Genomic DNA, 16186 nt, shown 5'->3' with positions numbered 1-16186 from the left:
TGAGTTTAACATTTTTTATGAAAATGTGATGTGCAAAATGAATCATTACTTAAAGAGATATTAAGTAAATATTGCAAAATAAATCTTAATATAATCTTGTTTTGATGAGAAAATATTAATAATTTAGGTAATTTAAATGGTTTTCTGTATTTTTTTTAAAATAATTAATGAATGATGCAAACTTATTGCATCTGTATCGATAATTGTTATTGGCAAAAAGTGACAAATATTGCCAGTAGATATCCACATAATGAATAAAATATGAAGGGTATAGATTGAAAATCATTATCAGCTAAAAAGTGAAGTCGTGATTAAAAAGTCCAGCACTGGATGTGAAGATAGTCTTTCGCATCAAGACACACTACAATAGGCACCTTTGTAGATTTGAGCCCAAGCTATTATGTTTACTATTTTCTTAACAGATCGTCAGCAGACCGTGCAGTTTAATGATTATCCAGGTGATGATCCTGTCAAGTTTATGATGAATTTTAAGAAAATTTTTCCAAGTACCATGGACTTGTTATTGCCGATTTTGCCTGAATCTAGCGAAGCGCTTGAGCAGTTGACATGGGAGAGTAGTCGCCGAGAGTTTGATATTTTCCAGAAATTGATTCAAGAATGGGCGACAGTGGAGTTGCGTTTGACTGCGATGACAAAATTGAAAGATCGACAATTTGCCAATCAACTGGTGACTCAGGCACAGCAAACCCGCAAAAAGTTTCTGCAACAACAAAATACGCTCAATCCACTGCATGCGGATTACATCTTTTTGCTCACTGTACACAGTCTTTTGGATGCCGAATTAGTCGAGGTCGGTGCGCAGTTTTATGTGCCGAGTTTAAAGGATAATTGGCAGACGAGAGTGCCGAAACAGGTATTAAATGCAAAAATCTAACGGTACATTTGATTTATCCAAATTTGGATAATGTGAGCTAGAAAAACAATTCTGAAAAAATGAGTCATGCAAACCAGCAAAATCAATGTGTTATTTTGCTGGTTTGCGGGGTGAATTGAGGATTCAAAAGCATTCGTTTACTTCAAAAAAGATAAAATAACATTTTGCTAACAAAGCATTAATCACTGATACACAGTCGGTGAAAAGGATTTGCTAGAGTATTTTTGCGCAATTGATGATCTGTCTGACTTTGCCTTTTATGCCGTGCTTGTTTACATGTGTTGCATGTGAATTGTTTTGCAAAGTTAGATATATCGAAATTTTTTTAAATTTAGATAGAGGACAATGAATCAGATGGCAAATACAAATCAAATCGGTCTTGAAAAAAAAGACATGACAGACATTATCAATAAATTGAATCACCTGCTTTCAAGCTATCACATTTTTTATATCAATGTGCGTGGCTATCACTGGAATGTAAAAGGCGAACATTTCTTCTCCCTACATGAAAAGTTTGAAGAGCTATATACTGATTTACAACTGCAAATTGATGAAATCGCAGAGCGTATCCTGACCCTCGGTGGCACACCTTTGCACGCATATTCTGACTTTTCTGAGAATGCATCGATCAAAGAAGATAAGAACGTGCATGATGGTAAGCAGTGTGTACAAGGCGTGGTCTCGGGTTTGCAAAGTTTGATTGAGGAACAACGTAAAGTGTCAGAAGCCGCTGAGGCAGTGGACGATCAGGGCTCTTCGGACTTAGTCACTGAATATGTGCTTGAACAAGAGAAACTGGTGTGGATGTATAATGCTTTTCTTGGCTAAGTTCTGATTTTTGATCAACGATTAGATTCGCAATTAGACAGGATATTCGGTTTCATTTTGAGTTTGAAGCATCACCTCGGTGGTGCTTTTTTATGTCGTGTATGCTGGTTCAGTGAGCATTGAGCCGAGTGAAAGGTGCAGGATAAAATGATTTATAAAATCTAAGCAATAAAAAACCAATCAACTCCGCTTCAAAAGTTGATTGGTCGAGTGTCGTTATCATTGTGTCTGCCTGCTCGCCCTTGAACGCTTGTCTGTCCTTGGGTTTTATCCTGTTTTTATTTTTCTGCGCTGTTATCAGAAAATTATTCTTATCATGTTGTGCTGACCAATTTAGCGCAGTAAGTTTTCAGTTTGATGACATATTTCAGTTTTTCTCCGTGATCGGCGGTTTCGCTAAAATTTTGCGAGAGCCGATTTTCGCACCTGTACATTGGTCAATTACAATCGGCTCAATTGCTGTGCCTTGCTCATCATAAAACTGCTGCATTAATTCAGGCTGTTGATGCGGTTTGTATTTACGTCCCCAATCTCCAAGCATAAACAAAATCGGTAAAAAATCTTGCCCAGCTGGGGTGAGCAGATATTCTTCACGTGGTGGGTTGTCTGAATAACGGCTTCTTTCCAGTAAGCCATCTTCGACCAAATTATTCAGGCGCTTGGTCAGCATGGTTGGGGCGATATTCAGGCGTTTGCGAAATTGATCAAAACGTGTAAAACCTGCATGCGCATCACGCAGGATAAGGATGCTCCATGTGTCGCCAAACACTGACAAGCTACGTGCGATTGGACAGGTTTCATTGACAATTTTTTGGCTCATGGTTTACGCTCAGCTACTTAAATAATCACTATTAAAAAGATATTAACATAAATGACGTCATGCACCAATTATTGTTTTTCATTGAATGGTTACGAGTGAGCAAGTGTAGGCTCTAACCATAAAAGTGAGTTTTAAGGATAAGCCCAAAATGATATTTTAGATGATTTGTTTGTAGCCATTAATAAATTAAAAAGTGATTAAAATTATATTGTTAAGCATAAAAAATGCTTGCTAAATTGATGAAATGTTATAATATTGCATAAATTTACCATCTGGGGAAGTATGATGCTGAAATATAATTGCGCCGTTGAGATAGTGGGCAGACGTGCTGTGAAAAGCTATTTAAGTTTGGCGATTTCTATGCTGATTTTGAGTCAATTAAGTTATGCAGCAGACTCTGATACGACCGATGAAGTGTATCAGCTCAATACCATTGTAGTACAAGCCAGCGATGAAGAAACATCAGAGACAGCGACAGCTTCAGCAACCAAATTTAGTCATGATCTGATGGACGTGCCATTTAGCCGCAGTTATCTCTCTGAGAAACTGATTGAATCACAAGATATTCAACGCATTGATGACGCCTTAAGCCAAGTGAGTGGTGTATTTCATCAAAGTAATTTTGGTGGCGGTTTTTGGGAAAATTATTCTTTTCGTGGTTTTCAAGGGAATCCAAATACAGGTTCTACATTTATCCGCAATGGCTTGAGTGTTAGTCGAGGATTTTCTGCACCTCGAGATATGCTCAATGTTGAGTCGATGGAATTTTTAAAAGGACCTAGTGCAGCGCTTTATGGTCGGGGCGAAGTTGGTGGCGTACTCAACATTAATAGTAAACAACCACAATGGGACACTGAGAATCGGGTCACCTTGCGTGCCTCTAGCCAAGAGGAATATCGTGTCAGTGCAGAGCGTACTGCGCCGATCAATGATCAGCTTGCGTATCGCATCGCTGTCGCCCATGAGGATAATCAATCTTTTCGAGATCATGTTAGCAGTGAGCAACTGTTTGTATCACCACAATTGTCATGGCGTTTGAGTGATGCCACGCAAATTGATTTGGATACTGAGTTTACGCAGCATTTAGGAACTTTTGATCGGGGCATTTCTGCGGTCAATAATCGTTTGACCATGGATAGCTCAACGTTTACAGGTGAGCCGAGCGACGGTGATATGCGGGTTAAGGATTATTGGTATCAATTGCGTCTGAGCCATGCGCTCAATCCCGACTGGAAATTACGCTCTGCAATCAGTTATAAAGATGCGCAAATGGTCGGTTTTTCGACAGAGCCGAGAAGAATCCAAGCAGATGGCGAAACACTTGAGCGACAACGCCGTTATCGTAACTATCAAACTGAAGATTTGATGTGGCAGGCGGAGTTATTGGGTACGATTGATCAAGATTGGGCACGTCATGAATTGGTCATCGCGACTGAAGCAGGGCAATATGACTTTAAGCAAAAACAATTACGCCGTAATCATAGCAATGAATATCCAAATTGGATCAATATTTATGATCCAGTTTATGGGCAGTTCTCGCCTGAAATGGCACTATTTACCGACTCAGATGAAAGACAACGCTATATGGCGCTGAACCTACAAGATCAAATATTCTTTAATGATCAATGGAATCTAGTGCTCGGTGGGCGCCTTGATCATGTCAAACAAGCATTTGAAAATCACCTCAATGACAGTCGTGATCAACGCACACACAATCAATTTAGCCCACGGATCGCCATCACCTATCGCCCGACAGACTCGTGGTCTATTTATAGTAACTATGGCACAGCATTTGCTATGAATAACGGCATGGGACGAGATTTTCAAACGTTTGATCCTGAGGAGTCGAAAAGTGTAGAGCTTGGCAGTAAGTTTCAGTGGCAAGATGACAGCGAGCTGAGCGTCGCGGTTTTTGACATGAAGAAGAAAAATGTGTTGATGGTCGATCCTGTGGATAGTAACTATGAAGCCACTGCTGGTGAAGTGCGTAGCCGTGGTGTGGAAGTTGATGTGCGTCATCGTTGGACGGATCAGCTCGCTATGTCGGCGAATTATAGCTATACCGATGCCGAAGTGACCAAAGACAATTACTTGCCCAAAGGTTCACCGCTGACCAATGTGCCAAAGCATGCTGCCAATCTCAATCTGAATTATGATTTTTGGCAACATGATTTGCAAAGTGCAGGTCTGATCGCCAATGTCAGCTATGTTGGCTCACGTAGTGGTGATAGTCCGACCAGTACCAGTAACGGATTTACCTTGCCAGATTACACTTTGTTCAATGTATCAGGTTATTATCAAGCGAGTCCTCGAGTGCGTTATCAACTCAATCTGCATAATCTATTTGATACAGAATACTATTTATCGAGCTATAGTAGTCTATGGGTACAACCTAGCGAACCTTTAAAAGCATCTTTGAGTGTTGCATGGCAATTTTAAAATCAGTAATTTGGCAAAGCATTTTGTCACAGCATAGCGTGCAGTCGATATGATTGGAACGAATGTACTTCGCAACTTATCACTGGGCGTGCTGATGCTGTGTTATGGCTGTGATAGTCAGTTCAATGCACAGCAAGATGTGCCAAAAGATGAGAAAAGCACAGCGCTGCAACCTCCTAGCGTGCAATTTCAAAATGGCACACATCCAGCGTCTAAACTTGCCACAAAGCAAGCGATTTGTGTGCTGGATAGTAGTCAAACCGACGTCTGTATGGATCATCATGCGATGCGGGTGGTGTCTTTGTTTGAGTCGGCACTAGACGGCTTATATATGTTGCAACAAGGGCATAAAGTGGTCGGAATTCCTGCTGAGGTGTATTTACAGCCCTTATTGTACCAAGCCTATTCCAAGCTCGATCCTCGTATTGCTGCTAAACAATTGGCGACGCCATCACAAGGTGCCAATGCCACCAATATCGAAAGTTTGGTCTTGCTCAAGCCTGATTTAGTCATTGTTGGCAGTGGTCAAACCCAAACCATCGACTTACTGCGCAAGTTCCATATCGCTGTGTACGTGATGGAGTCGAGTACCTATGCACAGGTCAAAGAGGAACTCGCTGAAATTGCCATCTTGACTGGCGCAGAAGCCCGAGCGAATCAATTGCTGCGCTTTGCCGATCGTGAGCTTGCGAAAGTGGCGGCTAATACTGCCAAGCAAGCCAATAAGGAAAGTATTTATTATGCGTGGTCGGGTGGACGGATTTTTTCAACCTCAGGGCGACAATCCATCACCAATGATTTCATCGAACTGGCAGGCGCAGTGAACATCCTCAAAACCGATGCCAGCCAGCCCAATGTCAACCCTGAAACTTTGATCGAATGGAATCCTGATAATATTGTGCTGTGGAATAGTGATCCTGAGTTGATTTATCAACGAGAGGAGTTGCAACAACTCAAAGCAGTGCGTACCCATCAAGTGTTTAATTTGACCCCTGCATTTATTTATAATCCACACACCATCAAAATTATTGTGACGGCGATTTCTTTGAATCATAGCATTTATCCAGATTCGGCAGATTTGCCTGTGGCGACTTTGCAATTGAAAATACTCACTGAATTATATGGCGAAGCGATTGCCAAGGCGCTGATGTCATGAGTCATGCCGAGTTGCTGGTCACAGAGGTCAAAGCAAAGCTCCCAGCCTATTGGTTTTATCCATTACCCATTGTATTAATTTTTATCTCGATGCTGATCGGACCGTCTAAGACCTTAAGTGCTTGGCAATATAGTCAGTGGTTTATGCAGTGGCTTGGTGTTGCGCATTTTTTTGATGCCGAGCAATTTGCCTTAATGCAAAACATCATTTTTAATGTGCGCTTGCCTCGTATTCTACTTACCTTTATGGTCGGTGCGGCATTGGCAACTGCAGGCAATGGTTTGCAGGCACTGTTTCGCAATCCTTTGGTGGATTCATATGTGCTTGGCATTTCTTCGGGTGCAGCCTTTGGAGCAGCATTGGCATTATCACTCGGTGGCTGGTCGGCGAATGTGTCGGCATTTGTTTTTGGGTTGAGTGCGGTGCTGTTGACCTATTTATTTGCCTTTCAAAAGCATGAGAGTCAGACCTCGTTGGTGATGGTGATCTTGTCGGGCATGATCGTGTCAGGATTATTTCTGGCGGGATTAACCATCATTCAATATCTAAGTGATCCGCTCAAGCTACAAGCCATCGTGCAGTGGACGATGGGCAATCTGCATCAAGCCACATGGCAAAAAGTGCATTATGCCATCGTGCCGATTGCTATCGGTTTGATCGGCTTATATTTGATGCGCTGGCGACTCAACCTGTTGGCACTCGGCGCAGAAGAAGCACAAGCAGTTGGTGTCAATCCGAAATGGGAGCAAATGATATTAATTGCGCTGGTGACACTGTGTACCTCGACCTCGGTGGCAGCAGCTGGGATTATCAGTTTATATGGTTTGTTTATGCCACATATCGTACGGATGCTTGTGGGACCTGATCATCGGGCAAGCATTCCTGCCAATATGATTTTGGGGGGCAGTTGTTTATTGTTGATTGACAATTTTTCACGGGTATTGCTGACCTTTGAAATTCCGATTGGAATTTTTACCATGTTACTTGGCGCACCATTCTTCTTAATCTTGATGAAAACCCAACGGATGAATTGGTCATGATACGGATTCAACAGTTGAATTATGCCTATGGGCAAAAGCAAGTGTTAAAAAACATTGATTTGCAATTTCCTGAGCAGCAGTTTTCGGTGATTTTGGGGCGTAATGGCTGTGGAAAATCGACCTTATTCAAACTCATGGCTGGACTTGAGCCAGTGCAAAGTGGACAAATCCTTTATGCAGGTCAAGCACTGTCAGCATACAAAGCCAAACAGCGGGCGAGTTTGCTTGGTTTTTTACCACAGTTTCATAAAACCGTTTTTCCGTTCCAAGTCAAAGATGTGGTGATCACGGGGCGTGCTGCCTTTAGTCGCTTTCATCCGTCACGTCAAGATTGGCAACTGGTCGATCAAGCATTGGCTGACCTTGATATTGAGCATCTTAAGCATCGTTCCTATACCGAACTGTCAGGTGGTGAGCGTCAACTGGTGATGATTGCACGGATTTTGGTACAAGCGCCTAAAGTGATTTTGTTGGATGAGCCCACCAACCATTTGGATGTGTATTATCAGTCTTATTTGATGAAAAAGCTCAGGCAGCTATCACGGCAGAATTTTACCGTGATTGCGATTATGCACGATCCCAATCTGGCATTTTTATTTGCCGATCAATTATTTTTTATGCGTCAATATCAAGTGATTCAGCCTGATGATCATGCTCGACTGACTGATCCTGTATTTTTAAAGAGTGTTTATGATGTGGAGTTTCATGAGGCGATGATTCAGGACAAAACCATTGTGGTGCCTGATCATTCGTGGCTATAAGTTTTGAACAGTGCACATGCCTACTCAGCAAAACTTAAAACATCAGCACTAACGAGATGAACAAGCAACATGAATCGCTCAATACAAATCGAATGCTTACAAGATGCCGATATTGAACAAGCCAAACAATTCGCTTTGGCAAGTCGGTTATTACTTTTTCCAGAAGTCTATCAATCAGCGATTCCTAACGATATTGCGAATTTTCAGGGTTTATATCTTGAGCATGATTTGGGATGTTTCGTGGTTGCGAAGTCGGCAGATCGAATTATTGGCAGTGTTGCTTATCGTGCTTATGATCGTCGTTTTCAGCTTCCTATGTCACAGCATCTCAGCACAGTCGAAGTGGTGAAATTATTTGTCGATCCTGACTATCGACGGCAAGGTATTGCCAATGCGCTGTGTCAGTGTTTATTCGAGCATGCGCAAGCTGCACAGATTGAACAGCTTTATTTGCATACCCATCCGTTTTTACCTGCGGCAGAATATTTTTGGCAAAAACAAGGTTTTCAGCAGATAAAACGAGAGTGGATTGCACAGTATGACACCATTCATATGCAGCGTTTGCTTTCAGTCTGTGATGCGACATGAATGGAGGATTTCGCATTTTCGATGATGTTTTATGGTAGAACATCGTGAGATCGAATGATGGTTTTTTGCAAAGCGACACTTTTGTATTTCGCTTGATTTTGTTAATGTTGCATGCATTAATTTCTTATGGATTTTTTTATTTTCACACGTTGCGCATTTCAACATTCATGTACATTTCAACTTTGGACAGCCATGTCGAAACCATTCAACTCTCCTGAACGTGCTTCAAAAATCTCAGCTCCATATAAAGTGCTGTGCGTGTGCTTGGGCAATATTTGTCGTTCGCCAACCGCAGAGGTGATTTTACAACAACAGGCATTACGTGCAGGATTAGACATACAGGTGGATTCAGCAGGCACCAGTAATTATCATCCGAATAAAACACCTGATTCACGCAGTCAGCGTCATGCGCAGGCGCATGGTTATGATTTGAGTCACTTACGAGCAAGACAATTACAATTGGCTGATTTTCAGGATTTTGATCTCATTTTGGCAATGGATCATGACAATTATGCTGATATTCTACGTTTGAAAGCGCAAGCAGACCAAGTGAATGCAAAAGTCGCTTTAATGAGTGCGCATGATGCTATTTATCCAAAACAAGCCTTACCCGATCCCTATTATGGCGGGGCAGATGGCTTTGAGCGGGTGATTGCTCAGTGTGAATCGAGCAGTGCAGCATGGGTGAAATATTGGCAATCGCAAGGTATTGGGTAAAATATCATAGAAATGACTTAAGATATGGTTTAGATATTTATATCCACATTATTCAGCATTATTTGGAAAATCAGTGACTTCAAAACAACACAATATCAATCAAAATGTACAGTTAGATTTTGACTTAAGTCCGTTCAATACACTGGCGCTACAGTCACAAAGTAGTCATTACATTGCACTGACAAACTCATCTCAAATTGAAGCGATTGTTGAATTTGCCGAGGCTGAAAAATTATCCATTTTTGTGTTGTCTGGTGGCAGTAATATTGTGCTTCCTGCAAAAATGCAGACCTTGACTGTGCGCATGCAAAACATGGGCAAAGACATTGTCGAACAAGATGATCACACGGTATTACTTAAAGTCCAAGCAGGTGAAAATTGGCACGAGTTTGTACAGTGGTGCTGTGTCAATGGCTATCATGGTCTAGAAAATCTCGCACTAATTCCTGGTTGTGTCGGTGCATCGCCGATTCAAAATATCGGTGCCTATGGTGTCGAAGTCGGTGAGTTTATTGCGCAGATTTTCGCCTATGACTTAACGCAAAAATGTCATGTGGTGTTTGATGCGGATCAATGTCAATTTGGCTATCGAGAGAGCCTTTTTAAACGCAATGCAGGACGATATATCGTCTATGCGGTGAGTTTTCGTTTATTGAAAAAAGCAGAATTTAAACTGAATTATGCCGATGTGGCACAACGTGTTGGTGATGTGCCAAGTCCGCAAAAGTTATTTGATGCGATTGTGGCGATTCGCCAAGCCAAATTGCCTGATCCAAAAGAATTTCCAAATACAGGCAGTTTTTTTAAAAATCCTGTGTTGGATGCAGTGCAGTTTGCCGAGTTTATTGAAAAACACCCCAATGCCCCACATTATAAATTAACTGCGCAAGCCAATACGGCAGTGAAAGTCGCAGCGGGCTGGCTGATTGAGCAAGCGGGCTGGAAAGGCAAACGGCTAGGTTCGGTTGGGATGTTTGAACGTCAGGCATTGGTTTTGGTCAATTATGCGGTTGCAGATCAACAGGATGTCAAACGCACATATCAACAAATTCAACACGATATATATCAAAAATTCGCTATTCGTCTGGAGCCTGAACCCGTATTATTGGGCGAAGATGGCACGATTCGTTCACATGATCTGTTCACATGAGCATTCAGATGAATAAGTTCCAGACGGATTACAGATGACTTTTTATCAATGACGGTATTACTTCGAATGAAAGGATGTTAATGGCTAAAGCAACAAAGGTACGACGTATGCTATTTTGGATGATTGCATTGGCAATTGTCTTTGTGGCGCTTATTGCCTTTGTTTATAGTCCGTACTACGCCAAAAGTGGTCTTTGGTTGCTTGATCGTTTTGTCAGTGAAAAAGTCGATCCTGTGGCGGCAGAAAGTCAAAAAAATGGACAACTCAGCGCCGAAAATGAGCTCGAACCAGGCTCCAAAGAGTGGGTGGCACGGCAGGCGTATTTGGCTGAGGTCAATCACAGCCTTGATCAGAATGATGCATCCAAGTTTTTGCAACTGCAACAACGCTACAATCTGTTGCTGAAAATGATCGAAGAACAAAAGCAAGATGAGTTGAACCATCAATTGCAAGTGTTCGCCAACAATGCACCACAAGAAAACCTTGACCAACAACAAGAAGACCAAGAAACAGCAAGTTCAACGGCAGAGGTTGAACAAGAAGCGAGAAGTTTGTTAACCACACCATCTAGCGATGCTGCAGCATTAAACAGCTCAGCAGCATCAAGCAATTCAACAGCTTCAAGCAATTCAGCGCCATCGCAAACAACACCAAGTACATCTGCAAATGCACAAGCTACTCGCCAAGATCTCGATGCAGATACTTTATACAGCGAGATGATGAGTGATGAAAATCAGCCATTATTTGCGCAGTATCGTGCGTTTTTGACCGATGATCAAAGCAAAATTCAACTCGAGGACAGCCAAGCGGAGAGTGAAAATACTTCACATACGCCATTTATTTTTCAGCGCCCAACCCATCAGCCACATGCGATCGTGATTCTCGGTGGGGGCTTGACCAGTGGTGAGAAAAAGGGCGAAATCGTGGTCAATGCCTATACCAAGAAGCGACTTGAGCAAGCGGTTGAGATTTATCAGACCCATCATTTGCCGATCGTGCTCAGCGGTGTGGAAGCACCTTATATGCAAAAATGGCTAGAACAACATCAGATTCATGCGCAATTTCTTGAAAATCGCAGCATGAATACCTGTGAAAATACACGATTTAGTTCACTGTTATTACAAAAACAAGGTGGCGCACCAACGGTATTTTTGGTGACTGATGCCTATCATATGGCACGTGCCAAACGCCTGTTTGCCATCAATGGCATTGCCACCATTCCAGTCACTGCGCCTTTACCAAACACAATGACTGACTGGCAACCGAGCAAGCAAAATTTGATGCATAGTCGTCGTGTGACCTATGAAATTTTAGCGACCTTACGTGATGTGTGGTTTGGCGAAAGTAATTGTCGGGAGATTCCTTAATCATGGCAAATATTCCATTTATGAATCCTGCGCTCCTCAGCGCCACAGACTTACCTATTCCTGATCCAGTCGAAACACCAAAGGCGCTGAATCATTTGGATTTGTCTGAGCCGACCTTGCTGAACCCCATGCTTGAGGGTTATCGACGTTTATATGCTTTAGATCAGTTGGACAGTTATCATTGGCAGGGCATGGTGGAAGTCGATCAGTTTCGGATTCACGTGCAAGTCTATGAGCCAAAATTTCATGATGATTCGCATGATGAACCGCAACAGGTGAAAGGTTCGGTGTGGTTGGTTCACGGTTATCTCGAGCACAGTGGCATTTACCAACCAATTATCAAAGAAATCTTGGAGCAAGGCTTTAGTGTCTTGGCATTCGACTTGCCAGGGCATGGCTTGAGTAATGGTACTATTGCAGGCATTGATGATTTTGAAGATTATCAAAAAGTGCTGCATGCGATTGCCGATGTGGTCGGTGACGCCAAAGCATTGCCTAAACCGTGGCACGGGATTGGGCAGAGTACGGGCGGGGCGATATGGATGCATCATTTATTGGAATATGCAGAAAATCGTCAGTTACCTTTGATCGATCGAGTGTTGTTGTTGTCGCCATTGATTCGACCAGCGAAATCATCATGGTGGCATAATACGGTTGGGCTTGGTATTGTCCGCAGAATTACTCGGCAGGTGCCTCGCAAGTTTAAACGCAATAATCATAATCCTGAGTTTCTGCGCTTCGTGCGTTTACAAGACCCGCTACAACCTCGATCATTGAGTGTGGATTGGATTTTGGCGTTGGCACGTTGGATGCCTGTCATGGAGGCTCGTCCGCCTTGTCGCATTCCTGTTTGGTTGGCGCAAGGTGCGCTCGATCAGACGGTAGATTGGCGTTATAACCATGAATTTATTCGCCGAAAATTCCGCTTACAGACGTCCTTAATATTAGAAGAAGGCTCACATCAGCTCATCAATGAGCGTGAAGATATTCGTGCCGCTTTGACAGGTTTGATTCCTGCATTTCTACATGCCAAGTATAAACGGCAATATTACTAAGACTTGTCGAGAAGATTTGAGAAAAACAGTGTCTGATCACGAGCAATTAAAAATTTCCATTATCGGTACAGGGCGGGTAGCAACGCATCTTGCCTTACATTTGCATCAGCAAAATCAAAAAATTCAGTACATCTTTAATCGCAGTGTGGAAAAGGCACAGGTTTTGGCAGATCAAGTTCATGCGACAGCGATTGATGATTTAGCGCAGATCAACGATACAGATATTCTCTTAATCTGTGTGAGTGACTCGGCAATTACACAGATCTCGGAGAAGCTATCGCAAATCAATTATCAAGGTCTGGTTGCGCATACATCTGGAAGTACAGCATTAAGCGTTTTAAGCAATTTGGGGCGAAACGCAGGCGTGTTTTATCCACTGCAAACCTTTAGTTTTGAACAAAAGATAGATTGGCAAAGCACACCGATTTTTATCGAAGCGAAGTCAGTAGATGCTTTACACAAATTAGAAATCTTTGCTGAAAACTTTAGCTCAAAAATTTATCAATACAACTCGGAACAGCGTTTATCATTGCATTTAGCGGCAGTATTTGCCTGCAATTTTAGTAATTATTGCTATGACATTGCCCAGCAAATTTTGGATGAAAAGCAGGTCGATGTCGATTTGTTGCAACCTTTGATCGACGCAACTGCCGAAAAATTGAAGCGTGCTCGTGCCGTCGAAAATCAAACAGGACCTGCCGTGCGTCATGATCAGCAGATATTGGCGATGCACCAACTGATGTTAACTAATCACACCGAGTGGCAAACGATTTACCAGCTAATGAGTCAAGGCATCCAAGCAAGAACACCCAAAAATTAATTTCTAGATTATCTATATTTATCTTATCTATTTGTTTTAAAAGTAAATAAAAGTGTATAAACACGGGCAATGAGATTAAAATACGACAATATTGATATTAACTATGTAAATAATATTAATTATCATTTATAATTTGTATTGAATTGTAATTCTTGATGGAACAAAAATGTTTACACTCCCGAAATTTCAACCAACAAAATTAGCACGTGCTGTTCACTTGGGCTTCATGTTTTTGGCTACAACCTCAGTGATCTATAGTGCGCAGAGCTATGCTGAAGAATCAACTGACGGTCAAACCGTGCAAACTTTGCCTGTGATTACAGTGAAAGCGACTGAAAGTAATGGCACCACGGAAGGGACGGGGAGTTATAAAGCGGAAAGTAGTAATACAGCAACCAAGTTGGCATTGTCGCTCAGAGAGACGCCGCAAACCGTAAAAGTGTATACACGAGAATATTTGGACGATCGTGATATTGAGTCATTTCAAGAGTTGATGGGTAATATCACAGGGGTGAGCGCACCTCGTACGGACGAGCGTCAGTCAGTCTATGCGCGTGGTTTTCGTGTGGACTATTATCTTATGGATGGCATGCCAAGTACATTGAACCTAGGTACGGGTGATTTTGACTTGGGTATTTATGATCGAGTGGAAGTGGTCAAAGGTGCCAATGGTTTAATGACGGGTGCAGGTAGTCCTGCAATGGGTCTGAACTTTATCAGAAAGCGTGCAGACTCAAAAGAATTTAAAGGGCAGGTTTCAGCGTCAGCAGGCTCTTGGGATAGTTATTCAACTTCAGCGGATTTGGCATTTCCAATGAATGCCGATGGTTCATTGCGTGGTCGAATCTATGCCAAATATTCAGATGAAGATTCTTTTATGGATTTTTATCAACGTGAACGCAAAGTGGCTTATGGTACGATTGACTACGATTTGACGGACAGTACCTATCTTTCAGTGGGAGCAATGTATCAAGACCTCGACCGTGACGGCATTCGTTGGGGTGGCACACCTGCATTTTATACAGATGGCACTCGAACTAAGTTTGATCGTTCACTCACTGTGAGCTCGGATTGGACGTATTGGAATATTGAATCCACCGCATTCTTCGCAAATTTAAAACAAAAAATATATGATGACATCAACTTAAACGTGGCGTATACCAATCGAGAAGAAGTGGTTGATACGGCACTCTTGTATGTGTCAGGCGCAGTAGATAAAGCGACTAATCTGAGTGCTGGAGCAATTTCGGTCTATTCATCTGCGGTGAAAAATGTCGAAGATAATGTCGATGTTTATGTTAATGCACCATTTGAAATAGCGGGTCGTGAGCAAGAAATTATTGTGGGTGGTTCATGGAACCGCAATCAGCAGAAATACAATCGTTTTGGAAGTATTCAGCCTGCATATCAAGATTTGGCAATCAACGTCGATGCGCTTGACTTTACAGATATGAATACCACCTTGCTGACACCGATTACAACACCTCATGATTTGGCACTTACTGAGGTTGAGCAAAATGCGGCATATGTTGCAGGGCGATTTCAAATCTTAGATCCACTAAAGATTGTCGCAGGTGCACGCTTATCAAACTGGAAAAGTGGTGAGCGTGAATTTAAAAACGAAACCACACCATATGTCGGTTTAGTTTATGACTTCTTGCCTAACCACACGTGGTTTGTAAGTTATACTGATATATTTACACCGCAAACTCGACGTGATGCAAATGCCAACTATCTTGACCCTATCGTTGGGCGAAATTATGAAACAGGATTTAAAAGTGAGCTATTTGATGGGCGTATGAACGCTGGGCTGTCATTATTCCGTATTGAACAAACCAATTATGCTGAGGCGATTGAAGGAACCTATGTCACAGTTGATGGTGTGCAAACTACAGAGCAAGCCTACCGTGGTGTTGATGGGGTAACCAGTGAAGGTGTGGAGCTCGAAGTCGACGGCGAAATCAACGATAACTGGGGGGTGAGTTTTGGCGTGGCGCACTTTGATGCAGAAGATGCAGATGGTGAAGAGGTCAATACAAATAACGCCAGAACTACATCAAATCTGTTTGTTAAATATAAAAATGAAAAATGGAGAGCAGGGGCTGGACTGAATTATTTTAGTGATATTTCAAATGGTTCAGGCGCAAACCTTGTTGAGCAGGATGATTATGTTTTATTTAATGCCATGCTAGGTTATCAGTTTGATCCGAATTACAGCCTGCAACTCAACATGAAAAATATTTTGGATAAAAAGTATTATGATGGCATCGGTGCAAACAGTATGAATTATGGCGAGCCTCGAAATACAACTTTAACTTTCAAATATAAGTTTTAAGCTAAGACAAAATGGTTGAGTACGGTAATTAAGCCGTATTCAACTAAAATTTGCGCATTTAATGGATAAAATAACCCAAATTGCCCAAAAAACACCCACTTGATAAATAAACTTAAAATTTGGGGTTGCGTTGGTTTTGGAATGGTGTAGAATGCGCACCTATCGGCGGAGATGCAGATTAAAAATTATTGATAAACAATGACTTAGCTAAATTG

The 16186-nt window shown here is 42.0% G+C and carries 14 protein-coding genes; 13 read left to right on the top strand and 1 reads right to left on the bottom strand.

What is annotated here, in order from left to right; genetic code table 11:
* Positions 1 to 400: 400 nt before the first annotated feature.
* On the top strand, positions 401 to 895 hold the full coding sequence (locus BLQ60_RS13360; protein ID WP_092621615.1) for a hypothetical protein: 495 nt from the start codon (positions 401 to 403) through the stop codon (positions 893 to 895).
* Between the two features lie 345 nt (positions 896 to 1240).
* Entirely contained in the window at positions 1241 to 1723 is a 483-nt protein-coding gene (locus BLQ60_RS13355) for a Dps family protein (protein ID WP_092621612.1), read from the top strand.
* A 367-nt stretch (positions 1724 to 2090) separates the two neighbouring features.
* On the opposite strand, the gene BLQ60_RS13350 is transcribed toward BLQ60_RS13355, so the two are convergent.
* Positions 2091 to 2543 (bottom strand): winged helix-turn-helix transcriptional regulator, encoded by a 453-nt coding sequence (locus BLQ60_RS13350; protein ID WP_092621609.1) that lies wholly within the window; start codon positions 2541 to 2543, stop codon positions 2091 to 2093.
* 360 nt (positions 2544 to 2903) lie between these two features.
* On the opposite strand from BLQ60_RS13350, the gene BLQ60_RS13345 reads away from it, so the two are divergent.
* The 11 genes from BLQ60_RS13345 (at position 2904) to BLQ60_RS13295 (ending at position 15971) form a co-directional block, all read left to right on the top strand.
* The gene (locus tag BLQ60_RS13345; RefSeq protein WP_092621664.1) at positions 2904 to 4982 is read left to right on the top strand and encodes a TonB-dependent siderophore receptor; all 2079 of its coding nucleotides are present in this window, start codon (positions 2904 to 2906) and stop codon (positions 4980 to 4982) included.
* A gap of 166 nt (positions 4983 to 5148) precedes the next feature.
* The gene (locus BLQ60_RS13340; RefSeq protein WP_378235241.1) at positions 5149 to 6138 is read left to right on the top strand and encodes an ABC transporter substrate-binding protein; all 990 of its coding nucleotides are present in this window, start codon (positions 5149 to 5151) and stop codon (positions 6136 to 6138) included.
* Positions 6135 to 7178, top strand: coding sequence for a FecCD family ABC transporter permease (locus BLQ60_RS13335; RefSeq protein ID WP_092621606.1), 1044 nt, complete (start codon positions 6135 to 6137; stop codon positions 7176 to 7178). Before BLQ60_RS13340 ends, BLQ60_RS13335 begins: the two co-directional genes overlap by 4 nt.
* Positions 7175 to 7939, top strand: coding sequence for an ABC transporter ATP-binding protein (locus tag BLQ60_RS13330; RefSeq protein ID WP_092621603.1), 765 nt, complete (start codon positions 7175 to 7177; stop codon positions 7937 to 7939). Before BLQ60_RS13335 ends, BLQ60_RS13330 begins: the two co-directional genes overlap by 4 nt.
* 69 nt (positions 7940 to 8008) lie before the next feature.
* On the top strand, positions 8009 to 8527 hold the full coding sequence (locus BLQ60_RS13325; protein WP_092621601.1) for a GNAT family N-acetyltransferase: 519 nt from the start codon (positions 8009 to 8011) through the stop codon (positions 8525 to 8527).
* Positions 8528 to 8719: 192 nt separating this feature from the next.
* Positions 8720 to 9244, top strand: a complete 525-nt coding sequence (locus tag BLQ60_RS13320) for a low molecular weight protein-tyrosine-phosphatase (RefSeq protein WP_092621658.1) — start codon at positions 8720 to 8722, stop codon at positions 9242 to 9244.
* A gap of 73 nt (positions 9245 to 9317) precedes the next feature.
* Positions 9318 to 10394 (top strand): UDP-N-acetylmuramate dehydrogenase, encoded by a 1077-nt coding sequence (murB, locus tag BLQ60_RS13315; protein ID WP_378235238.1) that lies wholly within the window; start codon positions 9318 to 9320, stop codon positions 10392 to 10394.
* Positions 10395 to 10474: 80 nt separating this feature from the next.
* Complete coding sequence (locus BLQ60_RS13310) at positions 10475 to 11761, top strand: YdcF family protein (protein WP_244516059.1); 1287 nt, start codon at positions 10475 to 10477, stop codon at positions 11759 to 11761.
* 2 nt (positions 11762 to 11763) lie between these two features.
* On the top strand, positions 11764 to 12816 hold the full coding sequence (locus BLQ60_RS13305; protein ID WP_092621598.1) for an alpha/beta fold hydrolase: 1053 nt from the start codon (positions 11764 to 11766) through the stop codon (positions 12814 to 12816).
* Between the two features lie 28 nt (positions 12817 to 12844).
* On the top strand, positions 12845 to 13636 hold the full coding sequence (locus tag BLQ60_RS13300; RefSeq protein ID WP_244516058.1) for a Rossmann-like and DUF2520 domain-containing protein: 792 nt from the start codon (positions 12845 to 12847) through the stop codon (positions 13634 to 13636).
* Positions 13637 to 13802: 166 nt separating this feature from the next.
* Positions 13803 to 15971, top strand: a complete 2169-nt coding sequence (locus BLQ60_RS13295) for a TonB-dependent siderophore receptor (protein WP_378235239.1) — start codon at positions 13803 to 13805, stop codon at positions 15969 to 15971.
* Positions 15972 to 16186: the final 215 nt, after the last annotated feature.

It is taken from the genome of Acinetobacter marinus (assembly GCF_900096915.1).
Classification (GTDB): Bacteria; Pseudomonadota; Gammaproteobacteria; order Pseudomonadales; family Moraxellaceae; genus Acinetobacter; species Acinetobacter marinus.
The sequence above is the reverse complement of the archived record's forward strand: the minus strand, read 5'-3'. Positions and strand labels throughout refer to the sequence as shown.